The organism is Micromonospora sp. NPDC049523, assembly GCF_040676775.1.
Lineage (GTDB): Bacteria > Actinomycetota > Actinomycetes > Mycobacteriales > Micromonosporaceae > Micromonospora_G.
The window spans coordinates 349,668-365,352 of the sequence record NZ_JBFAPP010000005.1; the positions used below are offsets into that span (position 1 = coordinate 349,668).

Annotated in this window: 10 protein-coding genes, 1 tRNA gene and 2 pseudogenes; 6 read left to right on the plus strand and 7 right to left on the minus strand. The window is 70.3% G+C overall.

Annotated elements, in window-relative coordinates:
• Together AB0J90_RS10345 and AB0J90_RS10350 are read right to left on the minus strand one after the other, a co-directional pair.
• The coding region (locus AB0J90_RS10345; RefSeq protein ID WP_363594229.1) for an ice-binding family protein at positions 1-1,347 on the minus strand (1,347 nt) is incomplete at its 3' end.
• A gap of 202 nt (positions 1,348-1,549) precedes the next feature.
• Positions 1,550-3,232, minus strand: a complete 1,683-nt coding sequence (locus tag AB0J90_RS10350) for a metallophosphoesterase (protein ID WP_363594394.1) — start codon at positions 3,230-3,232, stop codon at positions 1,550-1,552.
• Between the two features lie 262 nt (positions 3,233-3,494).
• Between AB0J90_RS10350 and AB0J90_RS10355 the strand changes: the two genes are divergently transcribed.
• Positions 3,495-3,571 (plus strand) — tRNA-Thr (locus AB0J90_RS10355).
• Between the two features lie 172 nt (positions 3,572-3,743).
• Here AB0J90_RS10355 and AB0J90_RS10360 read toward each other — a convergent pair.
• Positions 3,744-4,739, minus strand: a complete 996-nt coding sequence (locus AB0J90_RS10360; RefSeq protein ID WP_363594396.1) for a GNAT family N-acetyltransferase — start codon at positions 4,737-4,739, stop codon at positions 3,744-3,746.
• A 209-nt stretch (positions 4,740-4,948) separates the two neighbouring features.
• Between AB0J90_RS10360 and AB0J90_RS10365 the strand changes: the two genes are divergently transcribed.
• The 3 genes and pseudogenes from AB0J90_RS10365 (at position 4,949) to AB0J90_RS10375 (ending at position 7,263) form a co-directional block, all read left to right on the plus strand.
• Entirely contained in the window at positions 4,949-5,461 is a 513-nt protein-coding gene (locus AB0J90_RS10365) for a DUF2231 domain-containing protein (protein ID WP_363594231.1), read from the plus strand.
• Positions 5,458-5,892: pseudogene (locus AB0J90_RS10370) on the plus strand (Hsp20/alpha crystallin family protein); the annotation flags it as partial. The gene AB0J90_RS10365 and the pseudogene AB0J90_RS10370, both read left to right, overlap by 4 nt.
• Positions 5,893-6,159: 267 nt before the next feature.
• Positions 6,160-7,263 (plus strand): glycosyltransferase family 9 protein, encoded by a 1,104-nt coding sequence (locus AB0J90_RS10375; RefSeq protein ID WP_363594233.1) that lies wholly within the window; start codon positions 6,160-6,162, stop codon positions 7,261-7,263.
• A gap of 135 nt (positions 7,264-7,398) precedes the next feature.
• Here AB0J90_RS10375 and AB0J90_RS10380 read toward each other — a convergent pair.
• The 3 genes and pseudogenes from AB0J90_RS10380 to AB0J90_RS10390 all read right to left on the minus strand — a co-directional run.
• A pseudogene (locus AB0J90_RS10380) lies at positions 7,399-8,259 on the minus strand (glycosyltransferase family A protein); the annotation flags it as partial.
• A 14-nt stretch (positions 8,260-8,273) separates the two neighbouring features.
• The gene (gene rfaE2 / locus AB0J90_RS10385) at positions 8,274-10,046 is read right to left on the minus strand and encodes a D-glycero-beta-D-manno-heptose 1-phosphate adenylyltransferase (RefSeq protein WP_363594235.1); all 1,773 of its coding nucleotides are present in this window, start codon (positions 10,044-10,046) and stop codon (positions 8,274-8,276) included.
• Between the two features lie 85 nt (positions 10,047-10,131).
• Entirely contained in the window at positions 10,132-11,436 is a 1,305-nt protein-coding gene (locus AB0J90_RS10390; RefSeq protein WP_363594237.1) for an MFS transporter, read from the minus strand.
• A 191-nt stretch (positions 11,437-11,627) separates the two neighbouring features.
• On the opposite strand from AB0J90_RS10390, the gene AB0J90_RS10395 reads away from it, so the two are divergent.
• Positions 11,628-13,244, plus strand: coding sequence for an MDR family MFS transporter (locus AB0J90_RS10395; protein WP_363594239.1), 1,617 nt, complete (start codon positions 11,628-11,630; stop codon positions 13,242-13,244).
• A 28-nt stretch (positions 13,245-13,272) separates the two neighbouring features.
• Here AB0J90_RS10395 and AB0J90_RS10400 read toward each other — a convergent pair whose 3' ends face one another.
• The gene (locus tag AB0J90_RS10400) at positions 13,273-13,767 is read right to left on the minus strand and encodes an NUDIX domain-containing protein (RefSeq protein WP_363594241.1); all 495 of its coding nucleotides are present in this window, start codon (positions 13,765-13,767) and stop codon (positions 13,273-13,275) included.
• 119 nt (positions 13,768-13,886) lie between these two features.
• Here AB0J90_RS10400 and AB0J90_RS10405 point away from each other — a divergent pair, with 119 nt between their 5' ends.
• Positions 13,887-15,560 carry a fatty acid--CoA ligase gene (locus AB0J90_RS10405; protein WP_363594243.1) on the plus strand — a complete coding sequence of 558 codons (1,674 nt, stop codon included), beginning with the start codon at positions 13,887-13,889 and terminating at the stop codon, positions 15,558-15,560.
• Positions 15,561-15,685: the final 125 nt, after the last annotated feature.

Sequence of the window (15,685 nt, forward strand, 5' to 3'; positions counted from 1 at the left end):
TGCGGTGATGGTGCCGCCGCCGCAGGTGCCGGTCAGGCCGTTGGGTGTGGCGACGACGAGCCCTGCGGGTAGGGCGTCACTGAAGTTGACCCCGGTCAGTGCGGTGGCCGTGTTGGGGTTGGTCAGGGTGAAGTCGAGTGAGGTGGTGCCGCCGGAGGGGATGGTCGCGTCCCCGAACGCCTTGGCGATTGTCGGTGGCGCGATGACCGGTGCGGCAACCGTGACGGTGGCCGAGGCGGGCGCGCCCGGTCCACTCTCGGTCGAGTCCACCGGGCCGCTCGTGTTCACCTTCGTTCCGCTGGTTGTGGCCCTGACGTTGACCGAGAAGGTGCAGCTTCCGTTGGCGGCCAAGGTCGCACCGGCGAGGCTGATGGTGCCGCTGCCGGCGGTCGCGGTGATGGTGCCGCCGCCGCAGGTGCCGGTCAGACCGTTCGGCGTGGCGACGACCAAGCCTGCGGGCAGCGCGTCACTGAAGTTGACCCCGGTCAGCGCGGTGGCCGTGTTGGGGTTGGTCAGGGTGAAGTCGAGCGACGTTGTCCCGCCGGCAGGGATGATCGCATCCCCGAACGCCTTGGCGATCGTCGGCGGGGCGATGGGAGCGGCACAGAACGGTCGCGTGATCGTGTTGTGGATCAGCGTGACGGCGCCGTTGCGGGCCAGCACCCGTCCGGCAACGGTGGCTCCTTCCCCCAGCGTCGCCGACTGCAACGCCAAGATGCTGCCGACGAAAATCGTCCTGGTGTTCAGCGTCGCCGAGCTGGTGACCTGCCAGAACACGTTGCACGGTTGCGCGCCACGGATCAGGGCGACCCGGCTGTCAGTCGCGGTGATCAGGTCGGATCCCACCTGGAAGATGAACACCGCGTTGGGGTCGTTCGCGGCATCCAGCGTCACGGTGCCGGTCAGAGACATGGTGGCGGGGGACGTGTACACCCCGGCGGGCAGGGTCTGGCCGCCGAGGTCGGCGCTGATCGTGCCGGTGGAGGGTTCGGCTGCGGCGAAGTTGTACGCCGTGGTCAGAGCGGCCTGAGCCTGCATCGCTTCGGTGTCGCCGACATGCGTGTCGCCGTTCACCACCGGGGCGCCGGTGACCGACGTGCCCGGCCAGACGCCCAGGTCCCCGTTGATGGTCGAAGGGCCCACGGGAGGCGGGACGTCGGTGACCGCTTGGCCAGCCAACACCCCGTAGGTCTCGGCGACCCCCAACGGAACCGCGGTCTGGGCCGATGCCGCCGGCATCCCCGCGATCCCAACAAAAATCGTCGCGGAGACGACGGCCCCCGCCATCACCATCGCTGTAGACCGACGGCGTACACGACACGCGCGAGCCAAACGGAGCACCGACACAGATTTCCCCCACCAATCGAGATCCCGCCCCCGGCGGAATTCAGAGCGCGAAGGTCCTCATCCGGCGCACATCAGCCGACGGGCGCACGAAAGACCTCTATCGGAGGTTATCCGCGCAAAGCAGGGCAATGATGTGAAATGTCGCAAAAGGTGGTAGAGGGATGTCCGCGTACCCGGCCGTGGGTGGGTGTGACGGCCGGGCTCAGCGCAGGACGATCGGTGGTTCGGCGAGCCGGGTGGCCAGCGGCTGCTTCGGTGCCAGCCATGAACCGTCCGGGCGGTTGTCCGGGTTCACCCGCCACTCCCGGCCCACCCGGTCGACGCCGATCGGGTAGATGGTCAGCGAACCGTCCGGGGCGAACCGCATCCGCAGGAAGCTCTTCGCGTCCTCGATTCCCTGGCCGGCGAAGAGTTCGTTCAGGTTGACCCCGAAGTAACCAGCCACCAGCAGGTACGCGGCGGTGAGCTGGCTCGCCACGAGCCCGGCGACCGGGGCGTAGAGCAGTGCGGCGGCGGCCGCCGGCAACGGCCACGGCCAGTCCCGGAACGGCAGTTGCAGCCAGAGCCAGGCACCGGCCGCGCCCAGTGCGAGGTGGGCGATCCCGTGTGTCACGCCGAGGAGGTAGTGCCGGATCTGCCGTTTGCCGCTTGCCGTGGGTGGCTTGGCGAAAAACGCCGCACCGAGCAGCACGACGGCCAGCATCAGCACCAGCGGGATGCTGAACAGCCCCTGGTCGGTCGAACTGGCCCGCTGGGTCGCCACCCCGGCGATGGGCAGCATCAGCAACACGTGCAGGGCACCGAGCAGGGTGATGAAGCCGGGGTTGCGCAACGGCAACCGACCGAAGATTCCCCAGGCGTACCGCCGGGACCGGCTAGCCTCCGGGTAGCGGCCGGCGAGGTCGTACTCGCGGGTCTGGCTGGCTCGGCGGGCCAGGGTGTCGCGGGGCGGGACCTCGATCCGCTCGGGCAGGTGATGGGTCGGGTAGAGGTACGCGCCACCGCCACCGCAGTGGATTAACTGGCGATCCGGCCCCGAGTAGCGGGCGTAGTGGTGTAGATCACCCGAGAGGATCAGCCGGACCTGGGCACCGCTCGGATCGAGCACGGTACGGACGAAGTAGTCGACGGACTCGTACGCCTGCGGGTTGTCGACGGCCTTGACCCAGGTCGGTGCCGGCACCGCGACGATCACCCGGGACTGTGGCCCCAACTCGGCCGCGGCCTCCTCGAAGTAACGCAGCTGCGGGTCGTCCAGGTACGTGCCGGACTGTTCGTCGAGCGCGAACAGCCACCAGTCCGACGGCAGCCGTACGGCGAAGTAGGAGCGGGACTGCGGGGTACGCCAGCCGCCGATGTTCTCGTCACGGGAGCGGGCGAACAGGCGCAGGAACGCGGTCAGGCCGTCGTACCAGTCATGGTTGCCGGGGATCGCGTACAGCGTCGGTTGGGGGCCGGTGGCCGGCGGACACGGCATGGCGGCCTGGTACGGCCCCTTGAACCGCTGCTCGTACGCCGCACTGCTCGCGGTCGGGTAGACCTGGTCGCCGCCCATCATCAGCATCTGCCCGCGGGGCAGCCGGTGGGAGTCGACCACGAGTTCCGCCTGCGCCAGCAGGTACGCCACCGAGTAGGTCGCGTCGAACCCGTCGCCCAGGTCGGCGACGTAGTCGAGCCACAGCTCACCGTCGGTGCCCGGCTCCCGGTAGACCTCGCTGGTCAGCGCGTTCTGCAGCTCGCGCTTGTCGAGATAGGCGCCGAACAGCAGCGCCAGCAACGTACGCACACCGGTGCTGATCAGTAAGAAGGGTGCCAGCCAGGGCACCGGGCGCGCAGGTGTGAAGCCGAGTTCCCGAGGATCGAGGCTGCGTGGCCGTTCTGGCATCACCGGTTCCGCCCCGGCCGCCTCATCCCTGTTCACGGCCGGCAGCCTACTCAACACCCCTCACCCCTGCTGTCCACTACATGACCGTCCGCCCCTTTCTCCCCGCCGCCCCCTCCCGCGACCCAGGACGGGGCGAGTTCGAGTTGATCTTTCGACACACCATTTGTCCGGATCGTGCGGGAGGGGGTGATGCGTGCAGTGCGGGGAGGGGGAAACCCGTGCAGTGGGGCAGAGGGGGCGTGCCGTACACTCGACGGGCGTTGCCGCCTTAGCTCAGTCGGCTAGAGCGACGCACTCGTAATGCGTAGGTCGACGGTTCGATTCCGTCAGGCGGCTCCAGGGATGAGGCCCTGACCAGCAGAAATGCCGGTCAGGGCCTCATTTTTATCTATGTGGTCTTGATCGGCTTTCGAAAACCCCCGATAACTCCCGTTAACCGATCAGGTTCCACATAGCTGGACGGGTCGGGCGTCGATGGCTGCCTCAGGTCAGACCACGATGCGTCGGGACCTCAGATCCGAAGGGCGTCGGTTTCCAGTTCCACGTTGATCGTGACGCGGACAGTGGTGTAGCCGATCTGCTTGTTCACCCGCCTCATGTGCTCGTTGTCGTCCGCCGTCGTCGTCCAGACGTGGGTCGTCCCAGGACGCTCCTCGACCACCCAGTTCATCATGTGCGCCTTGATGAACCGGCCGAGACCATGGCCCCGGTGCGCGGCCAGCACCGCGGTCTCCTGCTGATATCCGAACTCGGGGCGATGCGGGTAGAACTCCAACTCGGTCAGTCCGACCGCCGCGCCGCTCTCCTCGTGTACGGCCGCCACGACCCGCTGCTCCACGCTCCGGTCGCGCAGATCGGCCTCCGCACGCCGGATACGTTCCGGCGTCCAGGACGGAGGTCGATAGCTCCAATCGGCGCTGGGCATGTCATGGATGGCGCTGCGCGCCTGCGCGTAGGACTCGAGCAAAGCGGCGGGAGCGGTACCGACCCACCTCACCGCCCGGTAACCGGGCGGCGGCGGTACGTGCCAGAGTTCCCTGTCGGTGGTGGCGACCTCAAGCCGCTGCAGGACCTGGCGGTACACGACCCGGAAGCCGAGGTGATCGGCCCAGCCCGCACCGGATTTGCCATCGATGAGGCCCCAGCCGGCCACCAGTGTCCTTCGGGCGGACACGAGCGTGGGAAGCACCGCACCGAGCAACGCTGTGCCGATCCCGCGACGGCGGTGCTCGGGGTGGACCTTCACGTCGAGAATCGCCTGCTCGACGTTCTCGTCCTCGGGCAAGCCCGCGCTGATCAGTCCGACCAACGTGCCGTCGACGTACGCCGCTGTGTGCACGCATCGACCCAGCGCGGTGAAAGGCGTACGCAGACGCCCGATCACCGAGTCGTACGTCGGCTCCGGATCATCCGGACGCTCCGCCCTGGCGTCGGCGAGCACGAGCCCGTAGTAGTCGGCGAGCTCGTCCTCTGTGGCGTCATCTGCGGTGAACGGCGAGGTTGTCACGGTCAACGGAGAAATCCTTCCGAATGGCGACCGACTGTACGGGTGCTGGTACCCGATCGGTTCTGACGAAGATCATGGTCGACTGCCGGGCCGATGGCGGCCCGCTGCCACCGGCCGGGCGGCGAGATTGGGTACGGCGATCGGGTTTGCCCAGGTCACAGACGGGTACGGGCCCAGCGCGGGACAGCCCGCGGAGCTGGGAGGCGTCCATGGAAAGCCGGATCAAGTCGCTGGGTCATCCGGTGCACCCGATGTTGGTCATGTTCCCGGTAGCGCTCTTCGTGACCGCGGTGATCTTCGACTTCGCCGACATCGTCGGTGGACCGAGGTACCTCGGCGAGGTGGCGTACTGGAACATCCTGGTCGGGCTGATCGGCGGCGTCCTGGCTGCGGCGGCCGGCGCGGTCGACCTGCTGGCGATCCCGGCCGGCACCCGGGCCAAGCGGATCGGGGTGAGTCACGCGGCCGTCAACATCGCGGTGCTGCTGCTCTTCGCCGCGATCTGGACCGTACGGCTGACCGCCGACCAGCGCGGCGCCGGCGGCGCCATCTTCGCGATCGAGGTGGTCGCGCTCGGCGCGGTCGGGCTCGGCGCCTGGTTCGGCGGTGAACTGGTCGACCGGCTCGGTGTCGGTGTCGACAGGGATGCGGGGCTGAACGCCTCCAGTTCGTTGAGTCCGGCCCCGGCGGACGGCATGGGTCGGATGGGGGACGCCCGATGAGTCAACCCGTGCAGGCCGGGCTGGACCGTGGCCGGGAGGCGGTGACCGGGCTGCGGGCGTTCCGCGCCGAGCTGGGCCGGATGGTGAACTCGGCGCTGGCCGGTGTCGGCGGCGGGCCGCCGGACGTGGAACTGGTGGACAGCGACGACGGCTGGTACGTGGTCGCGCGGCTGCCGGGGGTCGCGCCGGAAGAGGTGGCGCTGGAGGTCGACGGGCGGGACCTGTGCGTACGGGCCCGGTCCGAGGAAGAGGTCAACGCCGACAGCGGCATGCCCGGATCCGGTTCGCGGGTACGGGCGTTCGAGCACCGGGTCCGGCTGCCGGGTGAGGTCGACCTGGAGCGGATCGACGCGGTGATGGACCACGGCCTGCTCACGGTGGCGTTACCGAAGGCGGACCGGTCCGGTCGCCGTACGATCACCGTCGGCCGGCGTTACCCGTCGAGCCGGTCCGCCTCGGTGAGCGGCACTGGCGCGACAACCGGCGCCGCGACGAGCGGAGGCAGTTCGGCCCTGCCCACCGGTGCGGCTGCCCGCCGGGTCGGTGAGGCGGCGTTGACCGCGGGCAGCTCGGCTCGTTCCGTTGGCGGGATGACCGAGAGCACCGGCGATCCGGCGGCCGACCGGGAACTGCACCAGCCCGAGGCGGGTACGAGCCAGCCGGCCCGACGCCATTTCGGCTGAACGGCGCCCGCGCTGATGATCGGCCGGGTACGGGACCTGGTGCCGGATGTCGAGCGGATCGCCGTACTCCGGGCGAACGCGTTGGGTGACTTCATCTTCGCGCTGCCCGCGCTGGAGGCGCTGCGGGCCGGTTATCCGGACGCCGAACTGGTCCTGATCGGCGCACCCTGGCACGCCGGCCTGCTCGCCGAGCGGCCGGGCCCGGTGGACCGGGTGTTGGTGGTGCCACCGGCCGAGGGGATCCGGACCGCCGGGCCGGACGAGCCGGCGCCGTCCGGCACCGCGATGGCCGACTTCCTGGCCGCCGCCCGTGCGGAACGGTTCGACCTGGCCCTGCAGATGCACGGTGGTGGCGGGAACTCGAACCCGATCGTCAGCGGGCTCGGCGCCCGGGTCACCGCCGGGCTGCGCGCCGAGGGTGCGCCGGAGCTGGACCGGTGGCTGCGGTACGTCTTCTACCAGCCGGAGGTCTTCCGCTACCTGGAGGTCGCCGGCCTGGTCGGGGCGAGCCCGGCGACGGTCAGCCCGCGACTGCACGTGACGCCCGCGGACCTGACCGAGGTCCGGTCGCTGCTCGGTGAGCCAGGCCGGCCGCGTGTCGCCCTGCATCCGGGTGCCAGCGATCCGCGCCGACGCTGGCCGGCGGAGCGGTTCGCCGAGGTCGCCGATCGGCTGGTCGCCGACGGGTACGACGTGTTCGTGACCGGTACGCCGCAGGAGCGGGAGCTGGCCGGGCAGGTGGTCGACGCGGCGCGCGTACCGGTGCGGACGTTGGCCGGGGAGTTGTCGCTCGGTGGGCTGCTCGGCTTCTACAGCGGCTGTGCGGTGGTGATCGCGAACGACACCGGTCCGGTGCACGTCGCGGCGGCGGTGGGTACGCCGACCGTCGGCATCTTCTGGGTCGGCAACCTGATCAACTGCGCCACCCCGTTGCGGGCCCGCCACCGGCCGATCGGCTCCTGGACGATCAACTGCCCGGAGTGCGGGGTCGACTGCAGCCGGGGCATCTACCCGGCGCGCCCCGGTGCCGGTGACTGCCCGCACCGGGTCTCCTTCGTCACCGACGTACCGGTGGTGGAGGTGCTGGAGGCGGTCGCCGACCTGACCGACACCCACTGACGCCGCTTCTCGACCCCCCCCGGACCGGACCGGCAGCCGTCACATCGGTTCGAGGGCGGCCTGGGTTTCGAGCGAGGCGGCCTGCGGCTCCAGCGAGGCCGGTTGCGTCTCCGTCGCCTCCACCGGCTGGTCCGTGGACTGTTCGGCGAGGACGATCTCCCACGCTTCGACCGGGCGGTCGGTGACCGTGGTCGGTGCCTCCAGGTGGTAGGCGCCGCTGGGCAGGATGCCGGCTCCGCCGTACCGGCTCATCACGGCGAGTTGGGCGGCGACGTCCTCGCCCTGGTGCTTCTCCGGCAGCCGGCGCCAGAAGTCGAAGCCGCCCGAGGCGTGCAGCCGGAGCCGGTCGTAGAGCACGCAGCCGCCGATCCAGGAGACCTTGTACGCCCGCCACTGGCCGGCTGCCAGCCCCACCGCCTCGGTCACGTGCAGCAGGTTCGCGGCGGGGTGGATCCGGGCCCGGTCCCATTCTGGGGTGCCGGGGCGGATCTCCTCCGGAACCGGCTGCCCGTCCCACTCCTGGTAGTGCCGGTGCGTCTCCGGCCGTACGTCGTCCACATAGGACAGGCCGTGTACGGCGTTGCCGACGAATCCGCAGTCCAGCTCCCCGATGGCGTCGACCAACCGCTGCACCGCGTCCGGTTCGAGCCACACGTCGTCGTCGAGGAAGAGCACGTACCGGGCGAGTGACTGGTCGAGCAGGTACGCGCGGTGTTCGGCCAGTCCACGCCGGGGCAGCCGCCGGGTGAGCAGCACCGGGTGCCCCCGGTGACGAAGCACGCGTACGGTCGCCGCGACGGCGGGCTGGGCCCACGGGGGGCTGCCTCCGGACTGGTCGCTGACCACCACCCCGAACCCGTCGGGCCCGCCCTGGGCGGCCAGCCCGGCCAGGGTGACGGCCAGTTCCGCCGGCCGGTTCCGGGTCGGTACGAGCACGTCCAGCAGCCGGTCGGTACGGAACTCCGCCGCGTCGTCCGAGGCCAGCGGCCGGTTCACGACGGGCGGGCGGCTCACGACGTACTGCCGGTCGGGATGTCGGCGAGCGACGGCTCCTGGTCGTCGATGGTGGCAGGGCTTCTTCCACTCACGGTCTGGGAGCGGATGCGGTCGATGATGGCGGAGGTGGAGCGGTCGGGCACGTAACCGAGGGTGCGTACCTGGCCGCCGAGGCGGCGGACCAGCGGGGCCTCGGGGACCATCTCGGGCGGGTAGTCGCCGCCCTTGACGTACACGTCGGGCCGGACGGTCTCGATCAGCGCGGCCGGCGAGTCCTCCTCGAAGACCACCACGTGGTCCACACAGGCGAGTGCGGCGAGCACCGCTACCCGGTCCTCGACCGGGTTCACCGGTCGGTCGGCGCCCTTGAGCCGGCGCACGCTGTCGTCCGAGTTGACCGCCACCACCAGCACGTCGCCGAGTTGGCGGGCCTGGTCGAGGTAGCGGACGTGACCTCGGTGCAGGACGTCGAAGCAGCCGTTGGTGAAGACCACCGAACGGCCGTCGCGGCGGTGCCGGGCGATCAGCGCGTCGAGTCCGCCGTGGTCGACCACCGCCGGCGCCCGTTCGCCGTCGCCGCCGGTCGAGCCGAGGGCGGCGAGCAGATCCTCGCGTACGCAGACACAGGTGCCCATCCCGGCGACGGTGCTGGTCGCGGCGAGTTGGGCGAGTCGGGCGGCCGTCGGCAGCGGTGCTCCCGCGGCCAGGGCCAGGGTCATCGCGGCCAGGTACGCGTCTCCCGCGCCGACCGCGTAGCTGGCCGGGACCGGGGTGGCGTGGCTGCGCCGGGGTTCACCGTCGGCGCCACCGACCACCGCACCGTCGGTGTCCAGGGTCACCGCCACCACGTCCGCTCCGGTACGTTCGCGGATCTCGGCGAGCCGGGAGCGGGCGAGTACGGCCCGGTCGGTGCCGGCACTGACGGTGCCCTCGGTGAAACCGCGCGGCCGTTCCGGCAGCGGCGGTACGACCTCGGTGGTCACCACCGTCGGCATCTCCACCGTCGGCGTCTGCCCCGCCACCAGTTCCCCGGCCGGTACTTCGCCGGGCAGTTCCCCGGCCGGTGCTTCGGCCGGAACCGCGGGACTGGCGGCAGCGGTCGTACCGGCGGAGTCGAGCAGGCGGGTGGCCTCGGCGAAGCTCGGCGTCACCACGGTCGGGGCGAGCCCGCGCCAGTAGGCCAGGTCGTGCGCGTCGAGGGCCACCGTGCCGAACAGGTCGCGGTGCTCGACCAGCCAGGCGCGGATCGGTTCGGGCAGGGCACCGAGGCCGTAGTCGCAGATCACCAGCGTCGGCGGCTGGCCGGTCACCTCGCGCAGTTCCTCGGTGGCGCTGGCCAGGGTGCCGAGCAGCCGCTGCACCCCGTCGTCGCAGAGCCGGTCGTCCCGGTCGCCCTCGTCCTCGCGTACCAGGATCTGGTCGGCGGCGAGGATCCGTCGTTTGACCGGTGTCTTGCGGCCGCTCTGCGAGACCGTACGGTCCCAGACCCCGGCCCGGTCCAGGCAGTCGTGGAGTTCGTCGCCGGCCACGTCGGCACCGACCGGTGCGACCAGGGACGCCCGGCCACCGAGCGCGCTCAGGTTCACCGCGGTGTTCGCGGCGCCGCCGGCTGCGGTGATCCGCCGTCGCAGGGTGAGTACGGGGGCGGGCGCCTCCCGGCACAGCCGGTCGGAATCGGCGAACCGCCACTCGTCGAGCATCGCGTCGCCGACCACCAGCACGCCACGCCCGAGCCAGCTCTCGACCACATCGGCGAGTCGCCGATCTTCCTCTGCTCCGGTCACCATGCCGGCGGGTCCCCGCTGTCGGCAGGGCCAAACCGGCCGGTAGCCGACGCCGGGGGGTTCTGGCGGTGTTCGTACCCGATCGGGGTTATCCGACGGCGCTGGCCGGGGTGGTCGCGGCCGCCGCCCACGCCGCGTCCTCGGCCTCCTTGCGGGCCAGGCCGTCGCGCCCGTCGTAGCGCAGGAACTTCGGCAGCGCGGCGGCCAGCGCGATCGTGCCGACCACGCAGAGCAGGCCACCGGAGACGATCGAGCCGTTCACGCCGAGCCACCGGGCAGCCAGCCCGGAGCGCAACTGGCCGAGCAGCGGACCGGTGGAGTACGAGAGCATCTCGATGCCGGCCAGCCGCCCGCGCAGGTGGTCGGGGATGGTCTGGTTCCAGATGATCATCCGGAACAGCCCGGAGACCATGTCGGCGGCACCGGCCAGGGCGAGCAGGACCAGCGCCAGCCAGAGCGAGTCGACCAGCCCGAAGGCGAGGATGGCCAGCCCCCAGGCCCCGGCGGCGAGCACCACCATCAGCCCGTGCCGGTGCACCTGCCGGGTCCAGCCCGAGCCGAGCGTGGCGAGCAGCGAGCCAACCGCCGGTGCGGCGTAGAGCAGCCCGAGTACGGCCGGGCCGCCGAGCTTGTCGGCCATGAACGGGTACAGCGCCTGTGGCATGCCGAAGAACATCGCGTTGATGTCGACCAGGTAGGTGCCGAGCAGTTCGGGGCGGCTGCGGGCGTACCGCAGGCCGGTGAGCACCGAACGTACCGACGGGCGGTCGGCGGCCGGTGGTGGCGGGACCGCCCGGACCAGGGCCAGGCAGGCCAGCGAGGCGGCGAAGGTGGCCAGGTCGATGGCGTACACCCAGGCCAGGTCGACCGAGGCGATCAGCACCCCGGCCAGTGCCGGCCCGGCGAGCTGCGCGACCTGCATCCGCAGCGAGTTGAGCGCGCTCGCCGCGGGGATCTCGGCCGGGGTGACCAGTCGCGGGGTCAGCCCCTCCATGGCCGGGCGTTGCAGCCCGTCGACGGCCGCGGTCAGCCCCGCGACCAGGTAGAGCAGCCACAGGTGCGGCTGGTCGGAGAGCGAGTTCACCAGCAGCACCCCGCAGAGCAGGGTCAGCCCGATCTCGCCGCCGAGCACCAGCCGGCGCCGGTCCAGGTAGTCGGCGAGCGCGCCGCCGACGAATCCCATCAGGAGCAGGGGTACGAGTTCCACCACGCCGAGCAGGCCGACCAGCAGCGGATCCTTGGTCATCTCGTACACCTGGTACGGCACGGTGACGTACGTGATGAACGAGCCGAAGCCGGATACGCCAGCGGCCGAGAAGACCAGCCGGAAGTCGCGGGACGTACGCAGCGGGGTGAGGTCCAGCGCCAGGCGCCGGAGCAGGCCGGTCTTCACCCCGCGGATCGTCCCGGATCACCGTCCTGCCGTCGAGCGGGTTTCCGCTGGTACAGCCCGCTCCCAGCGTTCGCTGATCTGCGGGATGTCAGGGATCACATACTTGCCGGCCGGTAAGTAGGTCGCCGGGTACGGATGGAAGAGTCGCCACCCGCCAGGCATGTTCCGTGCCGGCGGGGGGAGAAAGCACGATGACGACCGCCGAAAACACCCGGCCGACGCTGAGTCACCGGCAGATCCTGCTCCTGATGAGCGGCCTGATGACCGGCATGCTGCTGGCCGCCCTGGACCAGACGATCGTCGGTACGGCGCTGCCGACGATCGTGGGTGAGCTGGGCGGGATCAACCACTACTCGTGGGTGGTGACCGCGTACCTGTTGGCGTCGACCGCCTCCACCCCGCTGTACGGCAAGATGGCCGACCTCTACGGCCGCCGCCCGGTCTTCCTCTTCTCGATCGGCACGTTCCTGGTCGGCTCGGCACTCGCCGGGCTCTCCCAGGACATGACCCAGCTGATCATCACGAGGGCGATCCAGGGCATCGGCGCCGGTGGTCTGCTGACCCTGGCCTTCACCATCATCTCGGACGTGGTGGCACCCCGCGAACGCGGTCGCTACCAGGGCCTGTTCGGTGCGGTCTTCGGCATCGCCTCGGTCGCCGGCCCCCTGGTCGGCGGTTACTTCGCCGAGCACAACTGGCGTTGGATCTTCTACATCAACGTGCCGCTCGCGATCGTGGCGATCATCGTCAGCTTCTACGTGATGCGGCTGATCCCGTTCACCAAGCGGCAGCACTCCGTCGACTGGCTCGGCGCCGGCCTGCTGGTGGCCTCGGTCAGCTCGCTGCTGCTCGCGCTGAGCTGGGGCGGCAACGAGTACGCCTGGGCCTCGCCGCTCATCCTCGCCCTGTTCGCGGTCGGCGCGCTGCTCGCGGCGGTCTTCCTCTGGCAGGAGTCCCGGGTCTCCGAGCCGATCCTGCCGCTCGGGCTGTTCCGCCGCCGTACGTTCGCGCTCGGCAACGCGGCCTCGTTCATCCTCGGCCTGGTGATGTTCGGGTCGATCATCTTCATCCCGCTGTACCTGCAGATCGTCAAGGGCGCGTCGCCGACCAACAGCGGTCTGCTGATGCTGCCGATGATGGCCGGCATCATCGTCACCTCGGTGCTCACCGGGCGGGCGATCAGCCGGATCGGCCGGTACAAGTGGTTCCCGGTGGCCGGCGCGGTGCTGCTGGTGCTCGGCATGCTGCTCTTCACCCAGCTCCAGGTCCGCTCCACGCTCTGGCTGGCGTTCCTCTACATGGTGATCATCGGCATCGGGCTCGGGCTCTGCATGCAGTCGCTGATCCTCGGGGTGCAGAACTCCGTCGAGGTACGCGACCTCGGCGCCGGTACGTCCACCGTCACGTTCTTCCGCTCGCTCGGTGGTTCGTTCGGGGTGGCCATCCTCGGCACCCTGCTCTCCACCCGGTTGACCGGTGGGCTCACCGACCGGTTGCCGACGGCACTGTCCAAGCTGCCGCCGGAGCAGCAGGCACCGATCGACCCGAGCTCGTTCTCCATCAACGAGCCGGCGAAGATCATGGCGCTGCCGGATCCGCTCCGCGACGCCGTACAGCAGAGCTTCGTCAGCGGGCTGCACCTGGTCTTCCTGGTCGCCGGCCTGATCGCGGTCGTGGCGGTGGTGCTCACCGTCCTGATGCCGAACGCGGAACTGCGCGGTGCCGGTAACGCCGGTACGCCGCTGGACAAGGAGTCGCACGACGACGCCGCCACCGACATGGAAGCCAACGCCCAGACGATGATCTAGTCGCGGTTACCGTTACGGGCGCACCGGCCTACTTCAGTACGAGTTGGTTGGTGCGCTCGAACACCGCCAGGTCGTCCAGGGTCTCCAGCACCGTCGGGGAGATGGGCGTGGGCAGGCCCCGGGGCGGGAAGAAGCCCGCGTTGGTGGTCTCGTCGGTGACCGTCAACAGCTCACCGGACCAGGTCTCGATCCGGAACGCGACCACGAAGAGCTGGTACGTGTCGCCGTACATGTTGGTGAAGGTGCGGTCCGGGCCGGTGTAGAACGCGAACGGGGTCACCGCCTGCGCCCGCAGCCCGGTCTCCTCCCACACCTCCCGGACCACGCAGTCGCTGATCGACTCGCCCAGTTCCATCGCCCCGGCCGGCATCGCCCAGTCACCGTTGTCGGAGCGTTCGATCAGCAGGACCTGACCGGCCGCGTCCCGGACCACGCCCCGCGCGCCGACGAACATCAGGGTCCGGTCACCGGCGAGCGTACGAAGCTGCCCGAGGTAGGACTCCGCCCACGAAATGCTGCTCATCCGATCACTCTAGGGCAGCGAACCGACCCGCAGAGGCCGCTGCCCCGCGCTTGCCGGCCCGCCCCCGCGAGGGTCACAAGGGTTTCCAAAGTGTGAACTGGGCCACTAGTTTGTTTCGCATGCGCAGCACCATGATGGATGTTCCCCTGCAGATCTCCCGGATCCTCGAACATGGCAGCACGGTGCACGGCAGCTCCGAGGTGGTCACCTGGACCGGCGCCGATCCGTCCACCGGCGGGCCCAGCCGCCGGATGACGTACGCCGAGGTCGGTGCCGCCGCCGCGCAACTCGCGTACGCGCTCCGCGACGACCTCGGCGTCACCGGGGACCAGCGGGTCGCCACCTTCATGTGGAACAACAACGAGCACCTGGTCGCCTACCTCGCCGTACCGAGCATGGGCGCTGTGCTGCACACCCTCAACCTGCGCCTCTTCCCCGACCAGGTGGCCTACATCGCCAACCACGCGCAGGACCGGGTGATCCTGGTCGACAGCACGCTGATCCCGTTGCTGGCGCGGGTGCTGCCGGAGCTGACCACGGTCGAGCACCTGGTGGTGGTCGGCGGCGGCGACCCGGCACCGCTGGTCGAGGCGGCCGCCGCCGGTGGCCGGACGGTTGGCGTACACCGTTGGGACGACCTGCTGCGGGACAAGCCGCAGCATTACGACTGGCCGGACGTGGACGAGCGCGACGCCGCCGCCCTCTGCTACACCTCTGGCACCACCGGCCACCCCAAGGGCGTCGCCTACTCGCACCGGTCGATCTGGCTGCACTCGATGCAGATCTGCATGGCGGAGGGCTTCGGGCTCGGCCCGACGACCAGGGAACTCGCCATCGTGCCGATGTTCCACGCCATGTCCTGGGGCATCCCGTACGCGGCGCTGATGTCCGGCGCCTCGCTGATCATGCCGGACCGGTTCCTCCAGGGTGCCCCGATCGCCCAGATGATCGCCGCCGAGAAGCCCACCCTGGCCGGCGCGGTGCCGACCATCTGGAACGACCTCCTCGCCCACCTGGACGCCAACCCGGTCGACACGTCGTCGCTGACCGAGGTGATCGTCGGCGGCTCGGCCTGCCCACCGGCGCTGATGCACGCCTTCGACGACCGGTACCGGATCGACGTCGTCCACGCCTGGGGCATGACCGAGATGTCGCCGCTCGGCTCGGTGGCCCGCCCACCGGCCGGTGCCGAAGGCGACGACGCCTGGACCTACCGCTACACCCAGGGGCGGCTGCCGGCAGCGGTCCGCGCCCGGATCGTCGGCCCCGCGGGTGAGCCGATGCCCGCCGACGGCCGGGCCGTCGGCGAACTGGAGGTCCGCGGCCCCTGGGTCACCTCGCGGTACGTCGGCGACGACAACCCCGACCCGGAGAAGTTCCGCGACGGATGGCTGCGTACGGGCGACGTCGGCACCCTCTCCCCGGACGGCTACCTGGTCCTCACCGACCGAGCCAAGGACGTGATCAAGTCCGGCGGTGAGTGGATCTCCTCGGTCGAGTTGGAGAACCACCTGATGGCCCACCCTGCCGTGCACGAGGCCTGTGTGGTCGGTGTGCCGGACGAACGCTGGGACGAACGCCCGCTCGCCGCCGTCGTACTTCGCGAGGGCGCCTCCGTCAGCGCGACCGAACTGCGCGACTTCCTCGGCGAGCGGGTCGCGAAGTGGCAGCTCCCCGAGCACTGGACCTTCATCGACGCGATCCCGAAGACCAGCGTCGGCAAGTTCGACAAGAAACACCTCCGCGCCACCCATGCCACCGACGCCCTCACCGTCGAAACCCTCGAAGCCTGACCGGTACCTGCCTGGTGCTGTGGCGAATTTCTACCCCCGGAGGGGTAGTGGACCGCCACAGCACTGCTGGGTCGCCTTTGGTTATCCACAGGTTGGTGGGTGGGGGTGGCGGCGGTAGGGGTGCG

What these genes read in the sequence shown, in the direction of transcription:
- AB0J90_RS10365 (WP_363594231.1), top strand. Translation starts at nt 4,949, where the DNA reads ATGGAAAGCCGGATCAAGTCGCTGGGTCATCCGGTGCACCCGATGTTG.
- AB0J90_RS10405 (WP_363594243.1), top strand. Translation starts at nt 13,887, where the DNA reads ATGCGCAGCACCATGATGGATGTTCCCCTGCAGATCTCCCGGATCCTC.
- AB0J90_RS10375 (WP_363594233.1), top strand. Translation starts at nt 6,160, where the DNA reads ATGATCGGCCGGGTACGGGACCTGGTGCCGGATGTCGAGCGGATCGCC.
- AB0J90_RS10400 (WP_363594241.1), bottom strand. Translation starts at nt 13,767, where the DNA reads ATGAGCAGCATTTCGTGGGCGGAGTCCTACCTCGGGCAGCTTCGTACG.
- rfaE2 (WP_363594235.1), bottom strand. Translation starts at nt 10,046, where the DNA reads ATGGTGACCGGAGCAGAGGAAGATCGGCGACTCGCCGATGTGGTCGAG.
- AB0J90_RS10395 (WP_363594239.1), top strand. Translation starts at nt 11,628, where the DNA reads ATGACGACCGCCGAAAACACCCGGCCGACGCTGAGTCACCGGCAGATC.
- AB0J90_RS10350 (WP_363594394.1), bottom strand. Translation starts at nt 3,232, where the DNA reads ATGCCAGAACGGCCACGCAGCCTCGATCCTCGGGAACTCGGCTTCACA.